Raw genomic sequence first — 22485 nt, 5'->3', positions numbered from 1 at the left:
CTTCACCCATAATCAGCGGTGAAATTTTGTGCACTCAAACTGGTTCAATCAATAAAAAAGGAGACAAAACAGTGAACGCTTACACCACCGTATTGCTTTACGCCGGATGGATTCTGGTTCTGGCCTTGTTTTACGCTTTGCCCCGTGTACCCCAAGCCCTGCTGGGCCAAAAGCGGATTGACAGCTGGGAGCGCGGCAAGGAATCCACCGATCCGATGTTCCTGCAACGTGCAAAATCGGCGCACTTGAACTGCCTGGAGAACTTTCCTGTATTCGCAGGTGTTGTGGCCATGGCCGGGTTAATGGGCGAAGTGGAAGCGATCAGCGCGGTTGCCGTGTTTGTGCTTTATGCCCGAATCGGCCAAAGCGTTTCGCACATTCTTGGCACGTCATTTATTCTGGTGATGCTGCGTGCCACTTTCTTCCTGATTCAGGTGTTCATTACCTTGTACATGGTGTATTTGCTGGTCTGCTAAGCAATACTCCGCAACAAAAAAACCGCCTCGGGTGCAAACCCGGGCGGTTTTTTTATGGCAACCCAATCTAAAATTTTATTTGATTGCAGAAAATGCCTTGTCAATCGCCACCTTGGTGGCTTCAATCACTGCGTCGTCGTGCGTCACTGACACAAACCCTGCTTCGTAAGCCGACGGTGCAAGGTACACACCCGCGTCCAGCATCGCGTGGAAGAATTTGTTGAAACGGTCTCGATTCGATGCGCTCACTTCTGCAAAACTGGTGGGTACTTTTTCGCTGAAGTAAATTCCGAACATGCCACCAATGCTGTCCGCACAGAACGTTTCGCCATGGGCGTAGGCCACTTGGTTAAACGCTTCCACCAGCTTGCGGGTTTGGGTTTCCAATTTCTCGTAAAAACCGGTCTGCTTCAACAGACACATGGTGGTCAAACCTGCTGCCACCGCAACAGGGTTGCCGCTCAAGGTACCTGCCTGATACACAGAACCCAAAGGTGCAATGCAAGCCATGATGTCTTTGCGACCACCAAAAGCGCCCATGGGCATGCCACCGCCAATAATTTTTCCAAGCGTGGTTAGGTCTGGCGTGATGTCGTATACGCCTTGCACGCCTTGTGGCCCTACGCGGAACCCTGTCATGACCTCATCAAATATCAACACCGCACCGTGCTGGGTGCACAGCTCGCGCAGCGTGTTCAAAAACTCGCGCGTGGGTTTGATCAAATTCATGTTGCCTGCCACAGGCTCGACGATTACGCAGGCAATGCTGCTGCCACTGGCTTTGAACAGTTCGTGCAGTTGCTCCACATTGTTGTAGTCCAGCACGCGAGTGTGCTTGGCAAAATCTTCGGGAACACCAGCCGAGGTTGGGTTGCCGAAGGTCAGCAAACCGGAACCCGCCTTCACCAGCAGGCTGTCGGCATGGCCGTGGTAACAACCTTCAAACTTCACAATGGTGTCTCGGCCGGTGAAGCCACGGGCCAATCGAATGGCGCTCATGGTGGCTTCGGTACCAGAACTCACCAAGCGCACTTGCTCCAGCGAAGGCAGCATTTCGCACAGGGTTTCAGCCATCACGATCTCGCCCTCGGTGGGGGCACCAAAACTAAGACCACCCACAGCAGCTTCCTGCACGGCCTTGATCACTTCGGGGTGAGCATGGCCCAACACCGCTGGGCCCCACGAGCCAATGTAATCAATGTAGCGCTTGTCATCGGCATCCCACACATAGGGGCCATTGGCACGCTTGAAAAAGCGCGGCGTGCCGCCCACAGAACGGAATGCGCGAACCGGCGAATTCACGCCACCGGGAATTGTTTTCTGTGCCCGTTCAAACAGCACTTCATTCTGGCTCACATCCTTGCTACTCATCTTCAAACTCCAGATTATTTAATTTCATGCATTCACTGCATCCACCCACTGCTGCGCCACACTACAAACCAGCCCCGCATCGGGTTTCATGCCAAACAAACCATTCACAACGGCCACAGCATGGGCACCCGCTTTCAACAATTCAGGCACCCGCTCAATCGTAATTCCACCAATGGCCACGGTGGGCACACCCAAATCTCGGGCCAGTGAAAACAAGCCAAGTTCAGCACGCACTGCGCTGGGTTTGGTGCTGCTGGGGTACATGGCACCAAATGCGACGTAACTGGCACCATCGCGCACAGCTTGTTCTGCCAGTTCAAACTGATTGTAACAAGAAGCACCCACCAGCCATTTGGCCCCAAGGCGGCTTCGCGCCTGCGCGATGGCTTCGTCGGCTTTGCCCAAATGCACACCCGCCACCGCACCACCCTCAAATTTAGCGAACTCGCCAGAGGGGACATCGTTCAAAATCAGGACTGCATCGTACTTCTCACACAAGGCATTCAATTGCCCCACAAAGTCGATCAGCTCGGCTTGGTCCCAATTTTTTTGCCTGCATTGAAACAAGCGCACACCGCCCTCCAAGGCGGCAGCCACACAATCCACAATCGCCTCCGGCGTCCAGACTTCCGACCGCTCGGGCGTGATGGCGTAAACGCCTTTGATTGCCTGATCGCTCAAATCACTCATCAAAATCCTCGTCCTCACCCAAATGCTGCATCAAATGCATGCGATCAGGGATCAACTGGCCTTGGCCCACGGCAAAGCCACAACTCAAGGCCTGCCAGGTGTACTCCAGTGCCAATTCAACCGCTTCATGCACGCTTAAACCCTGCCCAAGCCCAACGGCACAGGCACTGGCCAAGGTACAGCCCGAGCCATGGTATTGCCCGGGCAGGCGCTCACAGGGAAATTCAACAACATGCTTGCCCGCCACATACAATCGGTTAACCACATCGCCTGACTCAAGGTGTTCGCCTTTCAACAACACAGCCTTGCATCCCATTTGCATCAGGCGCTCACCGGCCTCATCTACACTTGAAGCACCGGTGAATGCCTGTGCTTCTGGCCAGTTGGGCGTCAGCAAATCGACCGCCGGAAACAGCTCGTTTCTGTAACTGTCGAACAGGGCCTGCCCGCCAAATGCATCTCCCCGGCCAGAGGCTCGCACAGGGTCTACCACCAGCGGCACCGCTGGCCACAGCTTCTTTGCTTTCAACACCGCCGCCACCGCTGCCAAACTGCCCAACACACCGGTTTTAATGGCACTGGGTACAATGTTGTCATCGAGCAAGGTTTTCAACTGATCGTCAATCCAGTCGGCAGAACAGGCTTCAAACCGTGCAACCCCAACCGTGTTCTGGGCCGTCAGCCCAGTCAGAATGGTCAAGGGATGTGCGCCAAGTGCGGAAACAGTCAGGGCATCGGCTTGCAAACCCGCGCCAGCAGTGGGATCTGATGCTGAAAAGGTCAGCACCAAGGGTACAGTCAGTGTCATTCAAAACCCAAAAAAGACCGACAACCTTTGTAGTCGGCTGCCAAACTCAGTATTATCCACCCGTTGCAATTTTTTTTCTGGAAGTAGCTCAGAATGAATACTTGGATTTGTTTGATTTGCGGTTGGGTATACGATGAAGCAGCGGGTGTGCCCGATGAAGGCATTGCCCCCGGCACCAAATGGGAAGATGTTCCACCCAACTGGGTCTGTCCCGAATGTGGCGCCCGCAAAGAAGATTTTGAGATGACTCAAATCTAAAAACCCGAAAACCATGGATCAATGACCGAACCGCAAGCCGACCCCGCCAAAGCGTTTGAAGACCACGCCCCAACGCCGGTCAGGCCCAAGTTTGTTCGGCAATTGGGGCAATTTTCCGCAGGTTTGCTGATCGCGGCGTTTGTGTTGTTGGCGATCGGTGTGTTGGCCAAAAGCCAATCGGACAGCATTCGCAATACACAGCTGACCCAAATCAATTTGGTCGAAGGCCGCATTCAGCAAGAATTGCTGGCCCTCAACAGTCCAGGCACTGAAACCGTTCAACCCCAAGGCTTGAAGGCCCTGCTGGGCTTGGGGCAACAAGTCAGCCAGCAAAACAAAGGGGCACAGTGGTTCGGTGCGCTGCACAGCCAAACCCTTCAGGTGCTGTTGACCCAAACCATTGAAGCACTCTCGCGCCCCGTGGCTGGTGTCAATTCCAGCCTGGAAACCCAGCGCCAACTTGAAACACAGCTTCGGCTCGATACACTGCCCAAACTTGCCCAACTGAAGGCGCACATTGCCCAAGCCACCAATGGTTACCTGGTGTTGCTGTTTGGCCTGGCCACCTTGCTGGCCGCGATCGGCCTTGCCTTGGGCGTTCAATGGAACACCCACCGGAAAACACTTGCCTTGGGTCGCCGCGTGCAAATGCTAAGTCGCGCGCTGCACAGCCAACAGGAAAATGACCAGAAACGGGAAGGCGCTCACGCTGCGCTTGAGGGAGTGCTGAAAGCACTGAACAGCAACCAACAGCTGGAGCACCGTGGCACGCTGATGCAAATTGGCCAACAGCTGGAAGAACTGAACCAAAGCGGAAGGGCGGTATTGCAGTTTGCGAAATCATTTCACCAGCTGTCGACCCAAGGCACCCAGGTGGTGAAATCAACGTTGAACAGCGAGCAGCGCAACGCCAAAGCTGAAAGCCACATGGAAATCATGCAAACTCAGCTCGAAGGTTTGCGCTCCGACATTCGAAGTGCTGCACAGGGCTTGCGAAAAGCCGGTGAAGTCAGCCGTCAGTTGCTGGGCCGGCTGGATGCTTCGCAAATGGAACTCACCCTAACAGAGCCTGAAAACAGCCGGCAATTGCAGCAATTGGTGGAGCAAAGCCAGCAGGCTTTGAAAGAATCAATCGAGGGTTTGGTGCTGGCCAGTCAGAAAATCAATGCGGGTCAGCATGAATCGAACAAGCTGGCGGAATACATGGCGGTGAATCAAACCGCCTGGTCCAATTTGCTGAGCCAGGTTGAACAAGTGGCTGAGTCGGCCTCGCAAGAATCAGAGAGCGCCTTGCGCCTGGCCAAACGCCTGATGGAAAAAAGCCAGCACACGGCACTGGCCTCTCCCATCAATCAAGCGGCCAAAGCACCGCCACAACTGCTGCCCTGACCCGCCGTACAACCATAACAATGGTCGCCCACCACCACTTCGATGGAATCCAGCGCAGTTTGCGTTAAATCTGCCAAAGTCAGCGCGCGGCCTTGTGAATCGCGCACAGGCCAACCCAGTTGCTGGTTGAAGTCGCAATCGTATAGCGTACCTTCGTAGTCAATCGACACCAGGCTGCGGCACATCACCGCATCCAGGTTACTTTCCCGGTAGGCGCCCTTCAGCGTGTTCATGTAGGTCTCGAAGGTGCCCTTGCTGATCAAGGTACTGCCGAAACGGGCAATCGGCATATTGGTAATGGTTACCAGCCCGGTAAAACGAATGCCAAACTTCTCGAACAGCACGGCTTTGTAATCGGCTTCAAGCGCCTCTTGCGGGGGTGGCAAGGAAGGGCCCTGCGGATTGAACACCAAGGTCAAACGCAGCTTGTCGCCATAGCCCAAGGCATTCAGTTTTTGCAGGCCGGCAATGCTGGCATCAAACACACCCTTGCCGCGTTGTTTGTCTACGTTGTCCTCGAGGTAACACGGCAACGAAGCAAAAATTTCCACCTGGTTTTCAGCCAGAAATTCAGCCAAATCCTCATAACCCGGCTCACTCAAAATGGTCAGGTTACAGCGGTCAATCACATGCACACCCGCCTTGCGGGCTGCCACCACCAGGCGCTTGAAGCGCGGGTTCATCTCGGGTGCACCGCCAGTTAAATCAAGCTTTTTCACCCAACCCTGATTCATTAAGGTAATAAGCTGATCAATTTGCTCGTCTTGCATCAACTCGGTGCGGTTGGGGCCAGCATTCACATGGCAATGGGTACAACTTTGATTGCACAGGTAACCCAAATTCACCTGAATGGTTTCCAGGTTCAAGCGCTTCACGCTGGGGAAGGTGGTACTTTTCAACAAATGAACTACTGAGTGCATGTAGGCTCCGGTTTCTGTGCGCCGCGCGGTTATTTCGTTTTCAGATAATGAGAGAATCAATGCTCGGAAGCAAGATTGCTGCGGTTTGATTATCGCGTTAATCGATAGTAACAAACTTACACAAGCTCATTCGCTCAAGCCATGATTCAAGTTACAGTCAACGGTGAAAATCGTGAAATGCCCGAAAACAGCACCGTGGCGCACCTTGTAGAAAGCCTTCAATTGACCGGCAAACGCATCGCCGTGGAAATGAACGGCGAAATTGTGCCAAAAAGCCAGCACGCCACCACACCACTGAAAGCCGGGGCCAGCCTTGAAATTGTGGTTGCCGTGGGCGGCGGTTAAACACTCAGGAGCAGTACCCAATATGCAAAACAGCAAAGACACCTGGACAGTGGGAAGTCGTGAATTCACCAGCCGCTTGCTGGTGGGCACCGGCAAATACGCAAGCCTGGACGAAACCCGCGAAGCGATTACCGAGAGTGGCGCTGAAATAGTGACGGTGGCCATACGCCGCACCAACATTGGCCAGAATGCAGGCGAAGCCAGCCTGCTCGATTACATACCTCCCAGCAAGTTCACTTACCTGCCCAACTCGGCGGGTTGCTACACCGCCAAAGACGCGGTGCGCACATTGCGCCTGGGCCGCGAGCTGCTGGATGGCCACAACCTGTGCAAACTCGAAGTATTGGGTGACCCCACCAACCTGTACCCCGACATGGAAGAAACCCTGATTGCCGCCAAAGAACTGGTGGCCGACGGTTTCGACGTGATGGTGTATTGTTCCGACGATCCAATCTATGCTCGCAAACTGGAAGACGTGGGTTGTTTGGCGATTATGCCCCTAGCCTCGCTCATCGGTTCGGGCATGGGTATTTTGAACCCCTGGAACATCAACCTGATTCTGGAAAAAGCCCAGGTGCCCGTGATCGTAGACGCAGGCGTGGGCACAGCCTCCGATGCAGCCATTGCCATGGAAATGGGTTGCGCGGGCGTGTTAATGAACACCGCCATTGCCAAAGCCCAAAACCCGGTGCAAATGGCACGTGCCATGCGTTTGGCCACACTAGCCGGCCGCGATGCCTTTCTTGCGGGTAGAATGCCGAAAAAGTTTTACACGGCCAGCCCCTCTTCCCCTGTGGAAGGCGTTATTTCCTCCAGTTCAAAATGACAGACCAAACCCCCGACAATCCGTTTCGCGACCAGCACATCAAAAGTTTTGTGAAACGTCGGGGGCACATTTCCCGCGCACAAGAACGGGCGGTAGAAGAGGGCATGCCCAAATGGGGCATCGCCTACAGCGCGCAAACGCCCATTGATTTCGACAAACAATGGGGCACCACGGGCCTAGCCAACTGGCTGGAAATCGGTTTTGGCATGGGCGAAACCACCGCCAAAATTGCCAAGGCGCATCCCCATGTGAATTACCTGGGCGTTGAAATTTACACCGCTGGCGTCGGTTCGCTGATCAAGAAGATTGAAGAAGAAGGCATTGAAAACATTCGCATCATTTCGCACGACGTGGTGGATGTACTTCGCGACATGATTCCCGATGCCAGCCTGGACAAAGTGCTGCTGTATTTCCCCGACCCCTGGCGCAAAGCCCGTCATCACAAACGGCGGCTCATTCAGCCCGAATTCGTGGCCAAGCTTGCCAAAAAAATGAAGCCGGGCGGTGTGCTTCACTGCGCCACCGATTGGGAAAACTACGCCCACCACATGCATGATGTACTCAGCGTAGCGCCCGACTGGCAAAACATGAACTCAACGCCATTTGCGCCTCGCCCCGACGACCGGCCGCTGACCAAATTCGAAAACCGCGGCCTGAAACTGGGCCACGGTGTTTGGGACCTTCTATACCGCGTGCGCTAATACGGTTCAAACTGACCTCCCCTCTTGCGGTATGCCCTGCCTTGGCTGAATTTGCTTTAATCAGGTTCATCCCTGCAAATTCAACACGGCATGCTTTTATTGCAAAAAAACGGACCGTTGCGTGCACATGTCGCCAACAGCGCTGTTATCTCGCTCAATTCACGCACCTTGCTGGTTTGCGTCACAGCTTTGGTCGCGCTATCCCTGTGCATTTATGCCATATTGAGCAATCAGTTCAGCACACAGCAAGCCGCGCGCATCGATCAAATACTCAGCGCCAAAGCCCAGGCCATCTCTCTTAATCATTCGCCGAGCCAGGATCACTCGCTGGCAATGACGCCGGTTTACTACCATCAAGACACGCTGGAAAGCGCCCGGACCACGCTTCACTGGCCCAAAGGATGCAGTGCCGAGCCCATCACTTCACGACTGGAAATTCATCACTTTCAATGTGAAAACGGCATTCGCCTGCATGCCCTTCAAACCACCGTACCGGCTGGGCAAACCGCAAACCAGGACATCACCCTGTGGGCAAGCTACACTCCAGACGCTTTGCTTCCCAACATGAATGTGGAGGATGCGCTTGGTCTCGCCATCCTGGTGTTGCTCATCAGTGCCTTGTTCAGTCGCTGGATCAGCCGCTCCATTACCAAACCCTTGGGGGAAATCACAGCCAGCGCACAACTCATGGCCGATGGCAATTACGATTGGCGACTTCCCCACAGTTCAATTGGTGAAATCAATCAACTTGCGTTCACCTTCAACCACATGGCAAAAAGCCTGCAGGAACGCGACAAAGTGATTCGGCGCACGGCGTACAAAGACCAGTTAACCGGACTGGACAACCGCGCCTACCTGACACTTGCCCTACGAGAGCGCACTCAAAGTGCGCGCGAGGCATTAAGCATCGTGATTTGGGGCGTCGATAACCTGGACAATATCAATGAAGTGCTGGGCCATGATGTCGCCGACAAAGTGCTGATCAAGGTGGCGCGCAAAGCCAGCCGAATTTGCCGGGAAAACTTGGTCATTGCGCGGCTTGAAGGCAATATTTTCTGCATGCTTTTGCCCAGGGCCTTGCTGGAAAACATGCTAAAGAAATACACCTTGAAACGAATGCTCCACGGCTCGCTGCGTGTTCAAAACTATCAACTGGACATTCAAAGCCACGCCGGCCTTGCGCATTACCCAGAGCATGGCCAATGCCCCGAAACCCTGATGCGACGTGCAGAAATTGCCCGTCAACTGGCCAAGAAAACCCGTCAGGCCAGCATAGTGTTTGAACCACGCCTGGAGCAACGCTCAGCCAACCGGCTGGAGCTGATTGCCCAATTGCGCAAAGCCATCACCGACGAGGAGTTTTGCCTGTTTTTTCAACCCAAGCTGAACCTGCGCACCGGCAGCATCAACCAGGCGGAAGTACTGTTGCGCTGGAATCACCCGAAACACGGTTTGATCGCGCCAGGGGCATTCATTGAACTCGCCGAGCAAACCGGCATGATCCGCGACATAAGTCGATTTGTTCTAAGTCAAACCTATGCCATCATCAATCTGTGTGCCAATCAAAACATGAGGTTGTCAGTCAACCTGTCCGCCATGGATCTAGAAGACTTCAGCCTGATTGATTTCATGCAGCATCTTCACCAGCAACGGCCAGACGCAGCGCGCCACATTGTGCTTGAGATCACGGAAAGCGCTGCAATGAGAGACCCCGAACAAGCGCTCGACATCTTGAAGCAGCTTGCCAACATGGGTTTCCAGATTTCAATCGATGACTTCGGAACGGGTTATTCCTCCTTGGCTTATCTGAAGCGTTTCCCAGTCACAGAACTGAAAATTGACCGCTCGCTGATACAAGGTGCGGATGTGGACACCGATGGGCAAATCATTCTCGAATCAACCATCGAAATGGGACATATCATGGGCCTGCTGGTCACCACCGAAGGGGTGGAAACAGAGGCTGAATATGAGCTGGTTAAAAAGCTGGGGGCCGACTATGTGCAAGGTTTCTGGTTGTCCAAACCCATTTCCTTTGAAGAATTCAAACTGAAACACCTGGTTGGCAACCACGACCAGCTGGTTCAACAACTCTAAACAATTCAAATAGCGCATCAAATCTGGCTGCATTTGACCCGAGCACCCCCTGCTTCGATATGATGTGAACATGACTATTCACACACCCAAAGCATCACCGTGAAAATGAAACAGTTTGACGTCGCCATCATTGGCAGTGGCTTGGCAGGACTCACCACTGCACTGCAATTGGCAGACAAGCTTAAAGTGGCCATTATTTGCAAACGCTCGGTGTCCGACTCCGCCAGCCGCTGGGCACAGGGTGGCATCGCCGCTGTGCGCGACCCGGCTGACAGCGTTGCCGAACACGTGCAAGACACTCTGGTGGCGGGCGGAGGCCTGTGTGAACGAGATGCGGTTCAATTCATTCTTGAAAATGCATCAAAATCCATCGACTGGCTGGTGGAACAGGGTGTGCCCTTTTCTCGCGAAGACGAAGAAGGCCCCAGCAACACCGAACCCAACGGATTTCACCTGACACGGGAAGGTGGCCACAGCCGCCGACGAATCCTTCATGTGGCCGATGCAACAGGCGATGCCGTTCAAACCACGCTGGAAGCCAAAGCACGCAACCACCCCAACATTCAATTGTTTGAACACCACATGGTGATCGACCTGATCACCGGCGACCGGCTGAGCGAGAAAAAGGCCGGTATTTTGGGTGCTTATGTTCTGGACGAGCAATCGCAACGCGTGCTCACCCTGACCTGCCCCTACATTGTGCTGGCCTGTGGCGGTGCGGGCAAAGTGTACAACTACACGACCAACCCCGACACAGCGACAGGTGACGGCATTGCCATGGCCTGGCGTGCAGGGTGCCGAATTTCCAATATGGAATTCATCCAGTTTCACCCCACCTGCCTGTACCACCCCTATGCCAAAAGCTTCTTGATCACCGAGGCGGTGCGTGGTGAAGGCGGCCTGTTGAAATTGCCCGATGGCACACGCTTCATGCCGGAACATGATGAACGCGCCGAACTTGCCCCGCGCGATGTAGTAGCCCGCGCCATCGACTTTGAAATGAAAAAACGCGGCCTGGATTGCGTGTACCTGGACATCAGCCACGAACCGGCTGAAAAGTTGAAAAAACACTTCCCGACCATTTACAAACGCTGCCTTGAACTGGGCATCGACATCACCAAGCAAGGCATTCCAGTGGTACCCGCGGCGCACTACACCTGTGGCGGCGTTGTGACCGATCACAATGCCCGCACTGACATTCCCGGCCTGTATGCCGTGGGCGAAACCGCCTACACAGGCTTACACGGTGCCAACCGTTTGGCCAGCAACAGCCTGCTTGAATGTGTCGTCTTGGGGCAAGCGGCAGCCAACCACATTCTGACCAAACCTCACCGCGAAACCATGGGCCTGCCCGACTGGGACGAAAGCCGTGTGACCGATCCCGATGAAGAGGTTGTGATTTCCCACAACTGGGCAGAACTGCGCCAGACCATGTGGAACTACGTGGGCATTGTAAGAACCGACAAACGCCTAGAGCGTGCACAGCACCGCATTCAATTACTTCGAGAGGAGATTTCCGAGTTTTACAGCAATTTCCGGGTCAGCCGCGATTTGCTGGAACTGCGCAATTTGGTCGATGTGGCCGACTTGATCGTGACCAGTGCACTCAGTCGCAAGGAAAGCCGTGGTTTGCACTTCAGTGCCGACTACCCGGGCACGCTGCCCAAGGCATTCCCCACGGTGTTGCATCGGCCCAAGAAGAAGTAGCTTGGGACTTAGTCCAACACCCGCAAGGAGTAATCAACTGCCGTAATGTCTTTCGTGAGCGATCCAATCGAAATTCGATCCACACCAGTTTCTGCGATCGCGCGCACAGTGTGCTCATTCACACCACCTGAAGCTTCAAGAATGGCGCGGCCTTTGTTCAATTCGACTGCCACACGCATGGCTTCAAGACCAAAATTATCCAGCAGCACCGACTTGGCGCCAGCCTGCAAAGCCTCCTCAAGCTGAACCAAACTTTCCACTTCAATTTGCACACTCACATGCGGCGCACCCAAGGCATCCGCATTGGCCAGCACCGGGGCAATGCCTCCAGCAGCAGCAATGTGGTTTTCCTTGATCAAAATGCCATCGTACAAGGCCAGTCGCTGATTCAAACCACCACCCACACGTACGGCATACTTCTGGGCCAAACGCATGCCTGGCAGGGTTTTTCGGGTATCCAGAATAGACGCCTTGGTCCCTTCAATCAAACGCACGAAATGGCGGGTACGCGTGGCCACAGCCGAAAGCAGCTGCAAATAATTCATCGCAGAACGCTCAGCCGTCAGTAAAGGGCGGGCATGCGCATCAATTTCACACACCACGGTGCCGGGCTGCACTTCCTGCCCCTCTGGCACTTGCCAGCGCACCAAGGCATCCGCACACAGGGCATTGAACACACCATTGAACCAGTCCTGCCCACACACCACAGCCTTGTCACGGCACAACAGCTGCGCTTTGCAACGCTTGCCATCTGGCACCAACAACCCTGTCCAGTCCGTATTGCCCATGTCCTCGGCAATGGCGTCGTGCACATTCTTCAGCAACGCCAGTTCAAGCGCAGGCCCAAACGATTGGAACAGTTCCGAACGACTCATGCTGGCCCCACTCCCTTGTGCGCCTGTTCCAGGCGACCCTGACCACGTGGCCCGGAAATACCATGCGTTTTCGCGAAATCCAGCATACGATCAATGCAACGGAAGGCTTGCTTGCCCAAGGCTGGGTCAACCTGCACTTCACCCAACCCGGTGTCAAACCCGGTCTTCAAAACATCGCGCAGGTTTTTCAAACCATTCATGGCCATCCAGGGGCAATGGGCACAGCTTTTACAGGTGGCTGAATTGCCGGCAGTGGGCGCTTCAATCAATGTTTTACCAGGTGCAAACTGTCGCATTTTGTGAAGAATACCGTTGTCAGTCGCCACAATGTAGGTGTCCACACCCGGGGTTTGCGTCGCCTTGATCAATTGCGTGGTAGAACCCACCACATCCGCCAGCGCAACCACATCGGCAGGCGATTCCGGGTGTACCAATACCATGGCTTGCGGGTGTTGAGCTTTCAACATTTTTAGCTCTTCGGCCTTGAACTCGTCATGCACCAAGCATGAGCCCTGCCACAGCAGCATATCGGCACCAGTCTGTTTTTGAATGTACTGCCCCAAATGGCGATCGGGCGCCCAAATCAGCTTTTGTCCCTGCGCATGCAAGTGGCCGACAATGTCCAATGCAATGCTTGACGTGACCATCCAGTCAGCACGCGCCTTCACGGCTGCACTGGTGTTGGCATACACCACCACTTTTCGGTCTGGATGCTGGTCGCAAAATGCATTGAACTCTTCCGAGGGGCACCCCAGATCGAGTGAGCAGGTTGCATCCAGATCAGGCATGAAAACGCGTTTTTCGGGATTCAGAATTTTGCTGGTTTCACCCATGAATCGCACACCAGCCACCACCAGGTTTTGCTGCTTGCTCTCGCGTCCAAAACGCGCCATTTCCAGTGAATCAGACACACAACCACCGGTTTCCTCGGCCAAATCCTGCAATTCAGCATCCACGTAGTAATGCGCAACCAGCACAGCATCGCGTGCTTTGAGCAAAGCCCTGATTTCCGCTTTCAGGTCAGCCCTTTCTTCAGGCCCCGGCTGCTGGGGCACGCGGGCCCACGCTTGAGCAGGTTTACAACTGGTAGCAGGGCTGGCCTGGGATGGCAAATCGAACTCAACAGGCTTGATGTCTACTTGATTCACTGAACGCTCGGGTGGTGACAGGTAAAACCATATTTTACTCGCTTGAATGCGGAAAATCCCGCAAATCCAGAACGAAGGGCGATCTGAACTTTCAAGTATGCCCAGTCACTCAAAGGGAGCATTTTGATTAATGCGACAACGCCAATCGTCAAATTGCTCGAAGCGCGATGTCAACTTTAGCCCCTATCAACATTCCCGGAGCACTCTTCATGTTGAAGCAATCACTCAAATCCTTATCCATTCTTGCCGCCTTGCTGTCCATGCACTCGGTAGCCTCTGCCACCTGTCAAGGCAACGACTGTCAAGTTGAAGTCGACGCCAACATTGAATTCGACAGCAGCTACTACCTGAGCGAAAACCACAACGGCATCATTATCCAAAGCAACACCGGTACGAATGCAGCAATCGTTGACCTGAAAAATGTGGTCATGCGCGACAATGGCAACATCACCGGCTCCGCACAGGCCGTGGGCAACAACATTGCCATTTCACTCAGTTCCACATCCACAGCGCCTGTTCGCCACATTTCCCAAAGCAACTATGGCGACCAGCTGGCCTCTGTCAACTTGTCACAACGCAGCACCTCCAAAACCGGCGAAGTACTCATCGAGGCTGTTTCTATTGGCAATAACTTCAGCCTGAATCTGGACAACACCAGCCTGGCTGAGTTGTCGGTGGCCCAGTGCAACGTCAGCGACAACGTGGCTTTGGCCGAATATAGCTGGGACCCTACCCGCCTGACCGCCTCTGCAACAGCAGTGGGCAACAACATTTCCATTGGCGGCGTGCGCCCTTAATTGAACTTTCCAGCCCCAAGCGACAACCTACAGCCAAAGGTCGCTTGGGGCAAACTCACCCCACAAGTCCCATCCAGAAAGATCAAGGAAACCATCGAATGAAATTACTCAAGCTTTGTATTGCCACTTTAGCCCTGGGCCTTGGCAGCGCACACGCACAAACCTTTGAAGGCAATGTCAGCTCATTCGAAACGCCTTTCGGCATGCGCAGCGTCACCGACATTGACTCACCCGCTGGCACCCGCCGCGACGCCAACTTCAATCGCACCCAGGTCGACTCCCCTGGCTGGGGATTTGCCGCCACCGCAATCGGCAACCTGATCAATGTGCAAACGGAAGGCAACAACAACACGGTGGTCATTAATGCCACCCAAATTAACAACGGCTCTCAAAACGCATCCATCGACGGCGGCTTCTGAGCACTGAAGTCACTCACCGATACTGAATAAACAAAGGTCTACTATGTCCCGCTACCCGCTTCCAAAATTTGCATTCATCTCGGTGCTGGCTGCATCGATCAGTGCATGTACCACACTACCCTCCTTTAGTGAAGCGGAGTATGTCAGCCCCTTCGACGGCGCAAGCGTCGTAGAAAACACCACGCGCTACAGCCCGGCGCTTGAATGCCTGAAACCCTTGGTGGGTGGCCGAGGACCCAGTGCCAAACGATTTGCAGTGGGCCGGGTGAGCGACTTCACGGGCAAAGAAGACCTGGTCAACGGCAAGCGCATTACACAGGGCGCCGCCCTGATGGTCATTTCCGCATTGGCGAAAACAGGGGTACCAATGGTCGAGCGATTCGACCCGTCGATTGCCGACATGGAACTGAAATATGCCGACAACAAACTGATCACAGACAATCCTGAGAGCAAAGCACATCGGCAAATCTTTTCGGGTTCGCTGCCAGGGTCGGACTATCACATCGTGGGTGGCATCACCGAGGTGAACTACAACATTCGCAGTGGCAGCCTGGAGTCATCGATCCGATTCATTGGCGCGGCAGCGCGCTATTTCGTCATGAATGTCGCTGTAGATTTGCGTGTTGTGAACACAAAAACACTTGAAGTCATCAATGTACAAAGTCTTCAGAAACAGATTATTGGCACTGAATTGAATGGTGGTTACTTCCGGCTGTTCAGTGATGGATTGGTCGACATCAACGCTGCCGAACGCACGCAGGAGCCCATTCAAAAAGGCGTTCGCATGGTGATTGAACATGCGGTGTTCAACATGTTGACCGAGATGAACAATTTGTCGGCGCAAAGTTGTGCTCGGCTTAGCGCCGCGAAGCCAAGCGAACTGCGCAGCAATCAAGCTGCAGACAGCACACCCGTCAAACAAAAATTGAATCCGATTGTTTTAACGCCACCACCTGCTGCAATGCCGTCAAAACAAGACCCCAACATTTTGATCGACCCCTACACCGGTGAAATCATTCGGGAAGCTGGCAGCAGCACCGCGGGCGCATCGTCACAAAGTGAAGTTACTGAACTAAAAGGCCTCTTTGGCAGTGGCAATAGTGCCGGTGCATCGCAAGAATCAACGAGCAACACCACGCGCGAAATGCAGGAAAAACTGCTCTGGGGTAGTCGCCCACAAATCCGGTAAGAATGTACGCGAATAAAAAAAAAGCCTCAGCATTCACTGAGGCTTTCTTCTCGTCGGCTTGGCGCTTAGGCCGATTCGTCGACCTGTTCTGCTTCCTTGATGGGTGAAGCCAAAATCTTGTCGATTCGTTTTTGGTCCATGTCCACCACTTCAAAACGCCAACCATCCCAGTCGACAGTGTCTCCGGTTGCAGGCAAGCGCCCTGTCAACAACATCACCATGCCACTCAAAGTGTGGTAACGGCCTTTTTCTTCCTCTGGCACACTCTTGATGTTCAAAGTGTCCTTCAGTTCCAGAATGGCAATGGCACCGTCCAGCAACCAAGAACCATCTTCACGCTGAACCGCCCAGGAATCCTCCTTGTTGTGCGGCGTGAATTCACCGGTGAGGGCTTCCATCAAATCGTGCAGGGTCACAATGCCTTCCAGTTCGCCGTACTCGTCGATCACAAAGGCAATGTCCATGTTGTTGCTGCGGAACTGGGTCAACAGCTCCATACCCGTGAGGGTTTCGGGCACAAATACACACTGCTGCAAATTGGTGGAAAAGTCGGGCATTTTGCCCTGCGCGGCATAGGCCAAGGCCTGCTTGGCATGAATTACGCCAATCAGGTTGTCCAAATTGCCATCGACCACGGGAAACCTGGAATACTCCGATTCAATCACCCGCTTCAGGTTTTCTTCCTGAGGCAGGCGAATGTCCAGGTACAACACATCGGAACGGGGAATCATGAGTGAGCCAAGCTGGCGATCGTCCAAGCGGAACACATTGCGCAGCATGGTGTGTTCGCTGCTTTCAATTACGCCAGAAACAGAACCCTCGTCCAACATGGCATGAATTTCTTCCTCAGTCACGCCGTTGTCGGTGTTCTCCTTCACACCCATGATACGCAGCAGGCCACGGGTAGAGAAAGACAAAAACACCACGAAGGGCCGAGTGGCAATTGCCAGAACTTGCATCGGCCGGGCTACCAGGCGTGCAATCACTTCCGGACTGATTTGTCCCAAACGCTTGGGCACCAGTTCGCCAATGACAATGGCCACGTAAGTTACGCCAACCACCACAATGGCGGTAGACACCACATCGGTGGTGGCAACGTCGAGACCAAAACTTTGCAGCCACAGCGCCAAAGGCTTGGCCAATACAGCCTCACCCACGATACCGCTGAGCACGCCAATCGACGTAATACCAATTTGCACCGTGGAAAGAAACTTGGTGGGATCTTCGGCCAACTTTACCGCAACTGCCGCCGCTTTGTCGCCTTCTGCAGCCAACTTCACCAAACGGGCCTTTCTGGCAGTAACCAGCGCGATTTCAGACATCGCAAAAAGACCATTCAAAACAATCAATCCGATCAGTATCAGCACTTCCATGTGAATTCTCCATGCGCTACAGGCGAGACGATTTCGACAGGCGCTATGCTTGATCTAGCGTTGTCTGGCTGGAAGGACCGGGAAGATTGGTGCGCAACGAATGCGTTGGGGGGGGTTGCCAATAAAGGCGTGGTGAAGTTAGAGCAACTTCGACAACTGGAACTATCCATAGACAGTCGGGAAAGGCCCGAGCACTCCTGTAAGAAAAAAACACCGCCTAATCGTACAAAGACGAGGGGGCGGTGTCAATTTTTCTTTTAAAAATCAGGTCTTGTGGTAAATCTCAGACCCTTTCTTGATGAACTCGATGGATTTCTCTTCCATTCCCTTGCTCAGGGCGTCTTTTTCGGAAACACCCAGTTTCTCTGCATACTCGCGCACGTCTTGGGTAATTTTCATGGAACAGAAGTGCGGACCGCACATGGAGCAGAAATGCGCCACCTTCATGCTCTGCTTGGGAAGGGTTTCATCGTGGAATTCACGGGCCGTGTCAGGGTCCAGCCCCAAATTGAACTGATCGTCCCAGCGGAATTCGAAACGGGCTTTGGAAAGCGCGTTATCCCGAATTTGAGCACCGGGGTGGCCTTTGGCCAAATCAGCGGCATGTGCCGCAATTTTGTAAGTGATGATGCCGTCTTTCACATCTTTCTTGTTGGGCAAGCCCAGGTGTTCTTTGGGGGTGACGTAACACAGCATGGCACAACCGTACCAACCAATTTGTGCAGCGCCAATGCCGCTGGTGATGTGGTCGTAGCCCGGGGCGATGTCGGTGGTCAATGGGCCAAGCGTGTAGAAAGGTGCCTCGTGGCATTCCTTCAACTGAATGTCCATGTTTTCTTTGATCAACTGCATGGGCACATGGCCCGGGCCTTCAATCATCACCTGCACATCGTGCTTCCAGGCAATTTGCGTCAACTCACCCAAGGTGCGAAGCTCGCTCAATTGCGCCTCATCGTTCGCATCCCACACTGAACCGGGGCGCAGGCCGTCGCCCAGCGAGAAGCTGACATCGTAGGCCTTCATGATTTCGCAAATGTCTTCGAAATGCTCGTACAGGAAGCTTTCCTTGTGGTGCGCCAGACACCATTTCGCCATGATTGAGCCACCACGAGACACAATGCCGGTCATGCGGCTGGCGGTCATGGGCACATAGGCCAGGCGCACACCGGCGTGAATGGTGAAATAGTCCACGCCCTGCTCCGCCTGCTCAATCAGCGTGTCGCGGAAAACTTCCCAGGTCAGGTCTTCAGCCTTGCCGTTGACCTTTTCCAAAGCCTGGTAAATCGGCACCGTGCCGATGGGCACCGGGCTGTTGCGCAAAATCCATTCGCGGGTTTCATGAATGTGCTTGCCTGTGGACAAGTCCATGACCGTGTCGCCACCCCAACGAATAGCCCAGGTCATTTTTTCCACTTCCTCACCGATGGACGATGAAACCGCAGAGTTACCGATGTTGGCATTGATTTTCACCAGAAAATTGCGACCGATAATCATCGGCTCAATTTCAGGGTGATTGATGTTGGCAGGAATAATCGCGCGGCCACGGGCAATTTCATCACGCACAAACTCAGGCGTGATTTGCTCAGGAATCGAGGCACCAAATGATTCACCCGGATGTTGGCGTGTCAGCAGGTCAACCATTTTGGCACCAATTTTACCGCCCGCGTGCTTCAGGCTTTCAATGTACTCCTGGCGGCGCAAGTTCTCGCGAATCGCCACGTATTCCATTTCAGGCGTAACAATGCCTTGGCGTGCGTAATGCATTTGAGTCACGTTTTTGCCGGCCTTGGCCTTGCGGGGTTTGCGCTGCAAATTGAAACGCAACTCGGTCAGCTTGGGGTCGTTCAGGCGCTCAATGCCATATGCAGAACTGGGGCCACTCAGCAACTCGGTGTCGTTTCGCTCTTCAATCCAGGCATTGCGAATGGCAGGAAGACCTGAACGAATATCGATTTTCGCATCGGGGTCGGTGTAAATCCCCGAGCAGTCGTACACGTAAATTGGTGGATTTTTCTCGCCACCGAAGGAGGTGGGTGTGTCGTCTTGCGAAATTTCACGCATCGGCACCTGAATGTCGGGCCGGGAGCCCTGCACATACACCTTGCGGGAATTTGGAAGTGGTTTGACCGCGGCTTCGTCAACCTTGGCGGTTGCGGCTAGAAAGTCTGGATTGGCGCTCATGAATACTCCTGTCGGGCGTGAATCGTGTTGGGCCGGGTGCATGAACATTCCACCCAGCCAAGCCCTTGGAGCAAAGCCAGTGAAACGCTTCCTGCAAACAGCATTATCTGCACAGGTGTGAGGGTTTTTCTCACCCGGCAACAATTTGCCAGGACCCCTGCGTTAAACTTCAATAAGCTCAAAGTATAGGCTCGCCGGTGCCGCACCTCAATACGCGGTTTGCACAAGGCGCTCTTTTTGTTCAACTTTCTCGGATCACGCAATTCAATGGGCAACAGACTCAGTTCAATCACCACCCGCACCGGCGACGATGGCACCACTGGCCTGGCCGACGGCAGCCGTTTGGCGAAAAACGACCTTCGCGTTCATGCCATGGGCGATGTCGACGAATTGAACAGCCACATTGGTTTGATACTGACTGAGGCCTTGCCTGAACGCCTGGCCACCGAACTGACCCGCATTCAGCATGACCTGTTCGACTTGGGCGCAGCCCTGTGCATGCCGGGTTTTGATGTATTTCCGCCGCAAGCGGTGGCGCGGCTGGAGGACTTAATCAAGGAATTCAATGAACCCCTGCCCCGCTTGGAAGAGTTTATTTTGCCGGGCGGCAGCAAGGCCTCTGCGTACACCCACGTTGCGCGCACTGTTTGCCGCAGGGCGGAGCGGGTGCTGGTTGACCTGAACCAACAGCAAAAGCTGCCCGAAGACCTGCTTTTGTACATGAATCGCTTGTCCGACTTCCTGTTTGTCGCCTCGCGCTGGATTCACCACAAAAAAGGTGTTCGGGATGTGCAGTGGAAAAAAGGATTCAACCGACCTCAAGAGTAAGTCTATTTGGGCTCGGGCTTGGCAGTGCTTGCCGAGGCGGCGTCTGCGGGGCCTGCGTCCTTGGGGGGATAGAAAAACTCACCCGGGCTCGTGAAAAACCGTTTGACGATTCGCCCAGCCAGGGAAAGGCTTTCCAGCTTGCGCACGCCGCGTGCCCGCAAGGCAGTGAAAAACGCCAGGCTAAAGCTGACCGCAAGGTTCACCATGCCGATCAGGAAAACCCCCAAGGCCGCAACGGCGACCTCGAACCCACTCAACATGAATTCCTGTGCTTGAAGACCATACGCCATATTGGCCGCCGAGAACGTAATGTGGCGAATATCAATTGGCAAACCAAGAATAAGGCCCACAAAACCAGCCGAGCCCAACATACAGCCGAAGAAAAAATTACCTGCCAAGGCGCCTGTGTTTTTGCTCAAGTAATCGGCCAGTTTGTTGGCACGAACCACACCCAAGCGTTTGCGCAGCCAAGGCACTTTCCGAATTCTGTCGGGAATGCGGTGATAGATCGACAAGTTGTCGTAATAACCCGAGATCACACCCGCCAAAAAGAGGAATATGCCCGCAATGGCCGCATGCGGTAGCGCAGCTGACAGCAACGGGTTCAGTTCCATCAACATTTTCTCGCCCTTCTCTGCCGCAATGGGTGGTTCGCCAAGCAGTAAGGTAAGCCCCACAGCCACCACGGTGGCCGTCGCGAATGCTGGCAACACATTGCCCCAAATGGCAATGAATTGAGTACGTGCAACTTGGGTAATCAAATCGGCCACCCGGTCAGCAGAGCTTAATCGCCCATTGGCCGCATCAACAGCCGCTGCAATTCTGGCAGCAGTCATGGCGGGCTGCTTGGTGGCAATGGTGAACCCCAACAGGTGAATGATCACAAAGCCAATGCCGTAATTCAGGCTGAAAAATACGGCCTCCCAAAAGGGTGGCAATTCCCAGCTTGAAATTCCGGCTTTAAACAAGGACAGCAGTGCAATAATGACACCCGCACCCATGGCTGCTCTGGCCATTTTCCAGTATTCCGAACGCGTTTCAGTGGCGTATTTTTCACCAGACTGGCTCGCATGCTCGGTGATGCGCAAAGCCAACTTGTCAGTCAAACCACGCCACAAATCGGTGATGGAATGTTTGCGGTTTTCTTCTTTGGTCAAGTTGCAAAAAAACTGAACGCAGGTGGCCACCCGGTTCTCAGTCGGCAAAGCGCCCAAGAGTTGCAACAGCCGCCGCATGCGGTTGATTGACTGCTCAAGCCGAATCAACTGCATACTCAAGGTGACTGAAATACCTTGGGCACGTGCCTGTGCATACGCTTTCTTGATTTGCCCCTGACACTGGTCCAGCAACACATCCAGGTGGTCGCCCAAATCATTCAGGGACTCCATATTGCTGAGTTTTTCGTGAGCCTGAGCAATCATGCTGCGCAATTCCAGGTGCTGCTCAACAAAAGGGGACGTGTGCCGCTCTGAAATACCCAGGCAACGCACCACTTCTGAATCAATGCCCAAAGCAGCAATGCGCACCGCCAGCATTTCCATGGCTTCGAGCATTTCATGCTGGATTCGTTTCCACAAAGGCATGGCCGGGTTAAGCCACTCCAGCACATGAAACAGACGTGTCCAGCTTTCCACACCAATGGATTCCAGCCATTCATGGTCGTCGGGTTTGGTGAACATCAAGCTGAGGGATTCGCGCACGGTTTTGTCTTCCACCGTGGCAGGAAGCAAACGCTGAAAAACCCGGTTTTTCATGGCCTGGCCAAATGTTTCATTGCCCAGAATGCCCAGTTCGGCGAAGGTGTAGCGGTAACGTGATTCTTTCAGGAATTGTTCAAGATAGCCCTTGACCTGCACGCGCAGGTCATTGGACTGCTCAAGCGCCTCCACCAGCATGGTGAATCGCCGCTCTATTTCGAAATCCGAGCCTGGAGCCCCTTCTCGAAACCATTCCATGAGGTGGCACAGGTGGGCAATGTCCGCCTCGTGCTCGTTGTCTGGCCCCATCCCGTTGAGGATGGTCAGCAGCGCACCTCGAATGTTGTAATTTGGGTTCGTTGCCATATTCTGAATACCTAGTCCGAGGGCTAG

Annotated in this window: 21 protein-coding genes; 12 read left to right on the top strand and 9 right to left on the bottom strand. The window is 53.9% G+C overall.

Features of this window, described 5'->3' with window-relative positions:
- Positions 1-71 precede the first annotated feature (71 nt).
- Complete coding sequence (locus FCS97_RS05530; protein WP_246065869.1) at positions 72-476, top strand: MAPEG family protein; 405 nt, start codon at positions 72-74, stop codon at positions 474-476.
- A 75-nt stretch (positions 477-551) separates the two neighbouring features.
- Here the strand turns inward: FCS97_RS05530 and hemL are convergent, their stop codons facing one another.
- Genes hemL through thiD form a run of 3 tightly spaced genes read right to left on the bottom strand, consistent with a single transcriptional unit; the run spans position 552 to position 3345 of the window.
- Positions 552-1847: a glutamate-1-semialdehyde 2,1-aminomutase gene (gene hemL, locus FCS97_RS05525; RefSeq protein WP_138517301.1), complete on the bottom strand. Its 1296-nt coding sequence runs from the start codon at positions 1845-1847 to the stop codon at positions 552-554.
- A gap of 24 nt (positions 1848-1871) precedes the next feature.
- Positions 1872-2537 (bottom strand): thiamine phosphate synthase, encoded by a 666-nt coding sequence (locus FCS97_RS05520; RefSeq protein ID WP_138517299.1) that lies wholly within the window; start codon positions 2535-2537, stop codon positions 1872-1874.
- On the bottom strand, positions 2530-3345 hold the full coding sequence (thiD, locus tag FCS97_RS05515) for a bifunctional hydroxymethylpyrimidine kinase/phosphomethylpyrimidine kinase (protein WP_138517297.1): 816 nt from the start codon (positions 3343-3345) through the stop codon (positions 2530-2532). Before thiD ends, FCS97_RS05520 begins: the two co-directional genes overlap by 8 nt.
- 93 nt (positions 3346-3438) lie before the next feature.
- Here thiD and FCS97_RS05510 point away from each other — a divergent pair, with 93 nt between their 5' ends.
- Positions 3439-3603 (top strand): rubredoxin, encoded by a 165-nt coding sequence (locus FCS97_RS05510; protein WP_008249735.1) that lies wholly within the window; start codon positions 3439-3441, stop codon positions 3601-3603.
- 21 nt (positions 3604-3624) lie between these two features.
- Positions 3625-4992 carry a hypothetical protein gene (locus FCS97_RS05505; RefSeq protein ID WP_138517296.1) on the top strand — a complete coding sequence of 456 codons (1368 nt, stop codon included), beginning with the start codon at positions 3625-3627 and terminating at the stop codon, positions 4990-4992.
- Here the strand turns inward: FCS97_RS05505 and arsS are convergent.
- Positions 4956-5912, bottom strand: a complete 957-nt coding sequence (gene arsS, locus FCS97_RS05500; protein WP_138517294.1) for an arsenosugar biosynthesis radical SAM (seleno)protein ArsS — start codon at positions 5910-5912, stop codon at positions 4956-4958. The two genes, FCS97_RS05505 and arsS, sit on opposite strands and share 37 nt — an antisense overlap.
- Positions 5913-6056: 144 nt before the next feature.
- Between arsS and thiS the strand changes: the two genes are divergently transcribed.
- The 5 genes from thiS to nadB all read left to right on the top strand — a co-directional run bounded on the left by thiS (position 6057) and on the right by nadB (position 11585).
- Complete coding sequence (thiS, locus tag FCS97_RS05495; protein ID WP_212746453.1) at positions 6057-6257, top strand: sulfur carrier protein ThiS; 201 nt, start codon at positions 6057-6059, stop codon at positions 6255-6257.
- A gap of 22 nt (positions 6258-6279) precedes the next feature.
- On the top strand, positions 6280-7083 hold the full coding sequence (locus tag FCS97_RS05490) for a thiazole synthase (RefSeq protein ID WP_138517291.1): 804 nt from the start codon (positions 6280-6282) through the stop codon (positions 7081-7083).
- Positions 7080-7784: a tRNA (guanosine(46)-N7)-methyltransferase TrmB gene (gene trmB, locus FCS97_RS05485; RefSeq protein ID WP_138517289.1), complete on the top strand. Its 705-nt coding sequence runs from the start codon at positions 7080-7082 to the stop codon at positions 7782-7784. Before FCS97_RS05490 ends, trmB begins: the two co-directional genes overlap by 4 nt.
- Positions 7785-7874: 90 nt before the next feature.
- On the top strand, positions 7875-9878 hold the full coding sequence (locus tag FCS97_RS05480; protein WP_138517287.1) for a putative bifunctional diguanylate cyclase/phosphodiesterase: 2004 nt from the start codon (positions 7875-7877) through the stop codon (positions 9876-9878).
- Between the two features lie 105 nt (positions 9879-9983).
- Positions 9984-11585, top strand: coding sequence for an L-aspartate oxidase (gene nadB, locus FCS97_RS05475; RefSeq protein WP_138517284.1), 1602 nt, complete (start codon positions 9984-9986; stop codon positions 11583-11585).
- Positions 11586-11593: 8 nt separating this feature from the next.
- Here the strand turns inward: nadB and nadC are convergent, their stop codons facing one another.
- On the bottom strand, positions 11594-12460 hold the full coding sequence (gene nadC / locus FCS97_RS05470; RefSeq protein ID WP_138517282.1) for a carboxylating nicotinate-nucleotide diphosphorylase: 867 nt from the start codon (positions 12458-12460) through the stop codon (positions 11594-11596).
- Entirely contained in the window at positions 12457-13608 is a 1152-nt protein-coding gene (gene nadA, locus FCS97_RS05465) for a quinolinate synthase NadA (RefSeq protein WP_425460735.1), read from the bottom strand. The genes nadC and nadA overlap by 4 nt, the downstream gene beginning before the upstream one ends.
- A 209-nt stretch (positions 13609-13817) precedes the next feature.
- Between nadA and FCS97_RS05460 the strand changes: the two genes are divergently transcribed.
- The 3 genes from FCS97_RS05460 to FCS97_RS05450 all read left to right on the top strand — a co-directional run bounded on the left by FCS97_RS05460 (position 13818) and on the right by FCS97_RS05450 (position 16013).
- Positions 13818-14405 carry a hypothetical protein gene (locus tag FCS97_RS05460; protein WP_138517280.1) on the top strand — a complete coding sequence of 196 codons (588 nt, stop codon included), beginning with the start codon at positions 13818-13820 and terminating at the stop codon, positions 14403-14405.
- A 98-nt stretch (positions 14406-14503) separates the two neighbouring features.
- On the top strand, positions 14504-14824 hold the full coding sequence (locus FCS97_RS05455; RefSeq protein ID WP_138517278.1) for a hypothetical protein: 321 nt from the start codon (positions 14504-14506) through the stop codon (positions 14822-14824).
- 43 nt (positions 14825-14867) lie between these two features.
- On the top strand, positions 14868-16013 hold the full coding sequence (locus tag FCS97_RS05450) for a CsgG/HfaB family protein (RefSeq protein ID WP_138517277.1): 1146 nt from the start codon (positions 14868-14870) through the stop codon (positions 16011-16013).
- Between the two features lie 65 nt (positions 16014-16078).
- Here the strand turns inward: FCS97_RS05450 and FCS97_RS05445 are convergent, their stop codons facing one another.
- Both FCS97_RS05445 and thiC read right to left on the bottom strand, forming a co-directional pair.
- Complete coding sequence (locus tag FCS97_RS05445; protein ID WP_138517275.1) at positions 16079-17386, bottom strand: hemolysin family protein; 1308 nt, start codon at positions 17384-17386, stop codon at positions 16079-16081.
- A 264-nt stretch (positions 17387-17650) separates the two neighbouring features.
- Positions 17651-19567: a phosphomethylpyrimidine synthase ThiC gene (gene thiC / locus FCS97_RS05440; protein WP_138517273.1), complete on the bottom strand. Its 1917-nt coding sequence runs from the start codon at positions 19565-19567 to the stop codon at positions 17651-17653.
- Positions 19568-19834: 267 nt separating this feature from the next.
- Between thiC and FCS97_RS05435 the strand changes: the two genes are divergently transcribed.
- The gene (locus FCS97_RS05435) at positions 19835-20395 is read left to right on the top strand and encodes a cob(I)yrinic acid a,c-diamide adenosyltransferase (RefSeq protein ID WP_138517271.1); all 561 of its coding nucleotides are present in this window, start codon (positions 19835-19837) and stop codon (positions 20393-20395) included.
- Between the two features lie 2 nt (positions 20396-20397).
- Here the strand turns inward: FCS97_RS05435 and FCS97_RS05430 are convergent, their stop codons facing one another.
- Positions 20398-22458 carry a site-specific recombinase gene (locus FCS97_RS05430; RefSeq protein ID WP_138517269.1) on the bottom strand — a complete coding sequence of 687 codons (2061 nt, stop codon included), beginning with the start codon at positions 22456-22458 and terminating at the stop codon, positions 20398-20400.
- Positions 22459-22485: the final 27 nt, after the last annotated feature.

Source organism: Limnobacter alexandrii, from assembly GCF_005871185.1.
GTDB classification, from domain to species: Bacteria; Pseudomonadota; Gammaproteobacteria; order Burkholderiales; family Burkholderiaceae_B; genus Limnobacter; species Limnobacter alexandrii.
The sequence above is the reverse complement of the archived record's forward strand: the minus strand, read 5'-3'. Positions and strand labels throughout refer to the sequence as shown.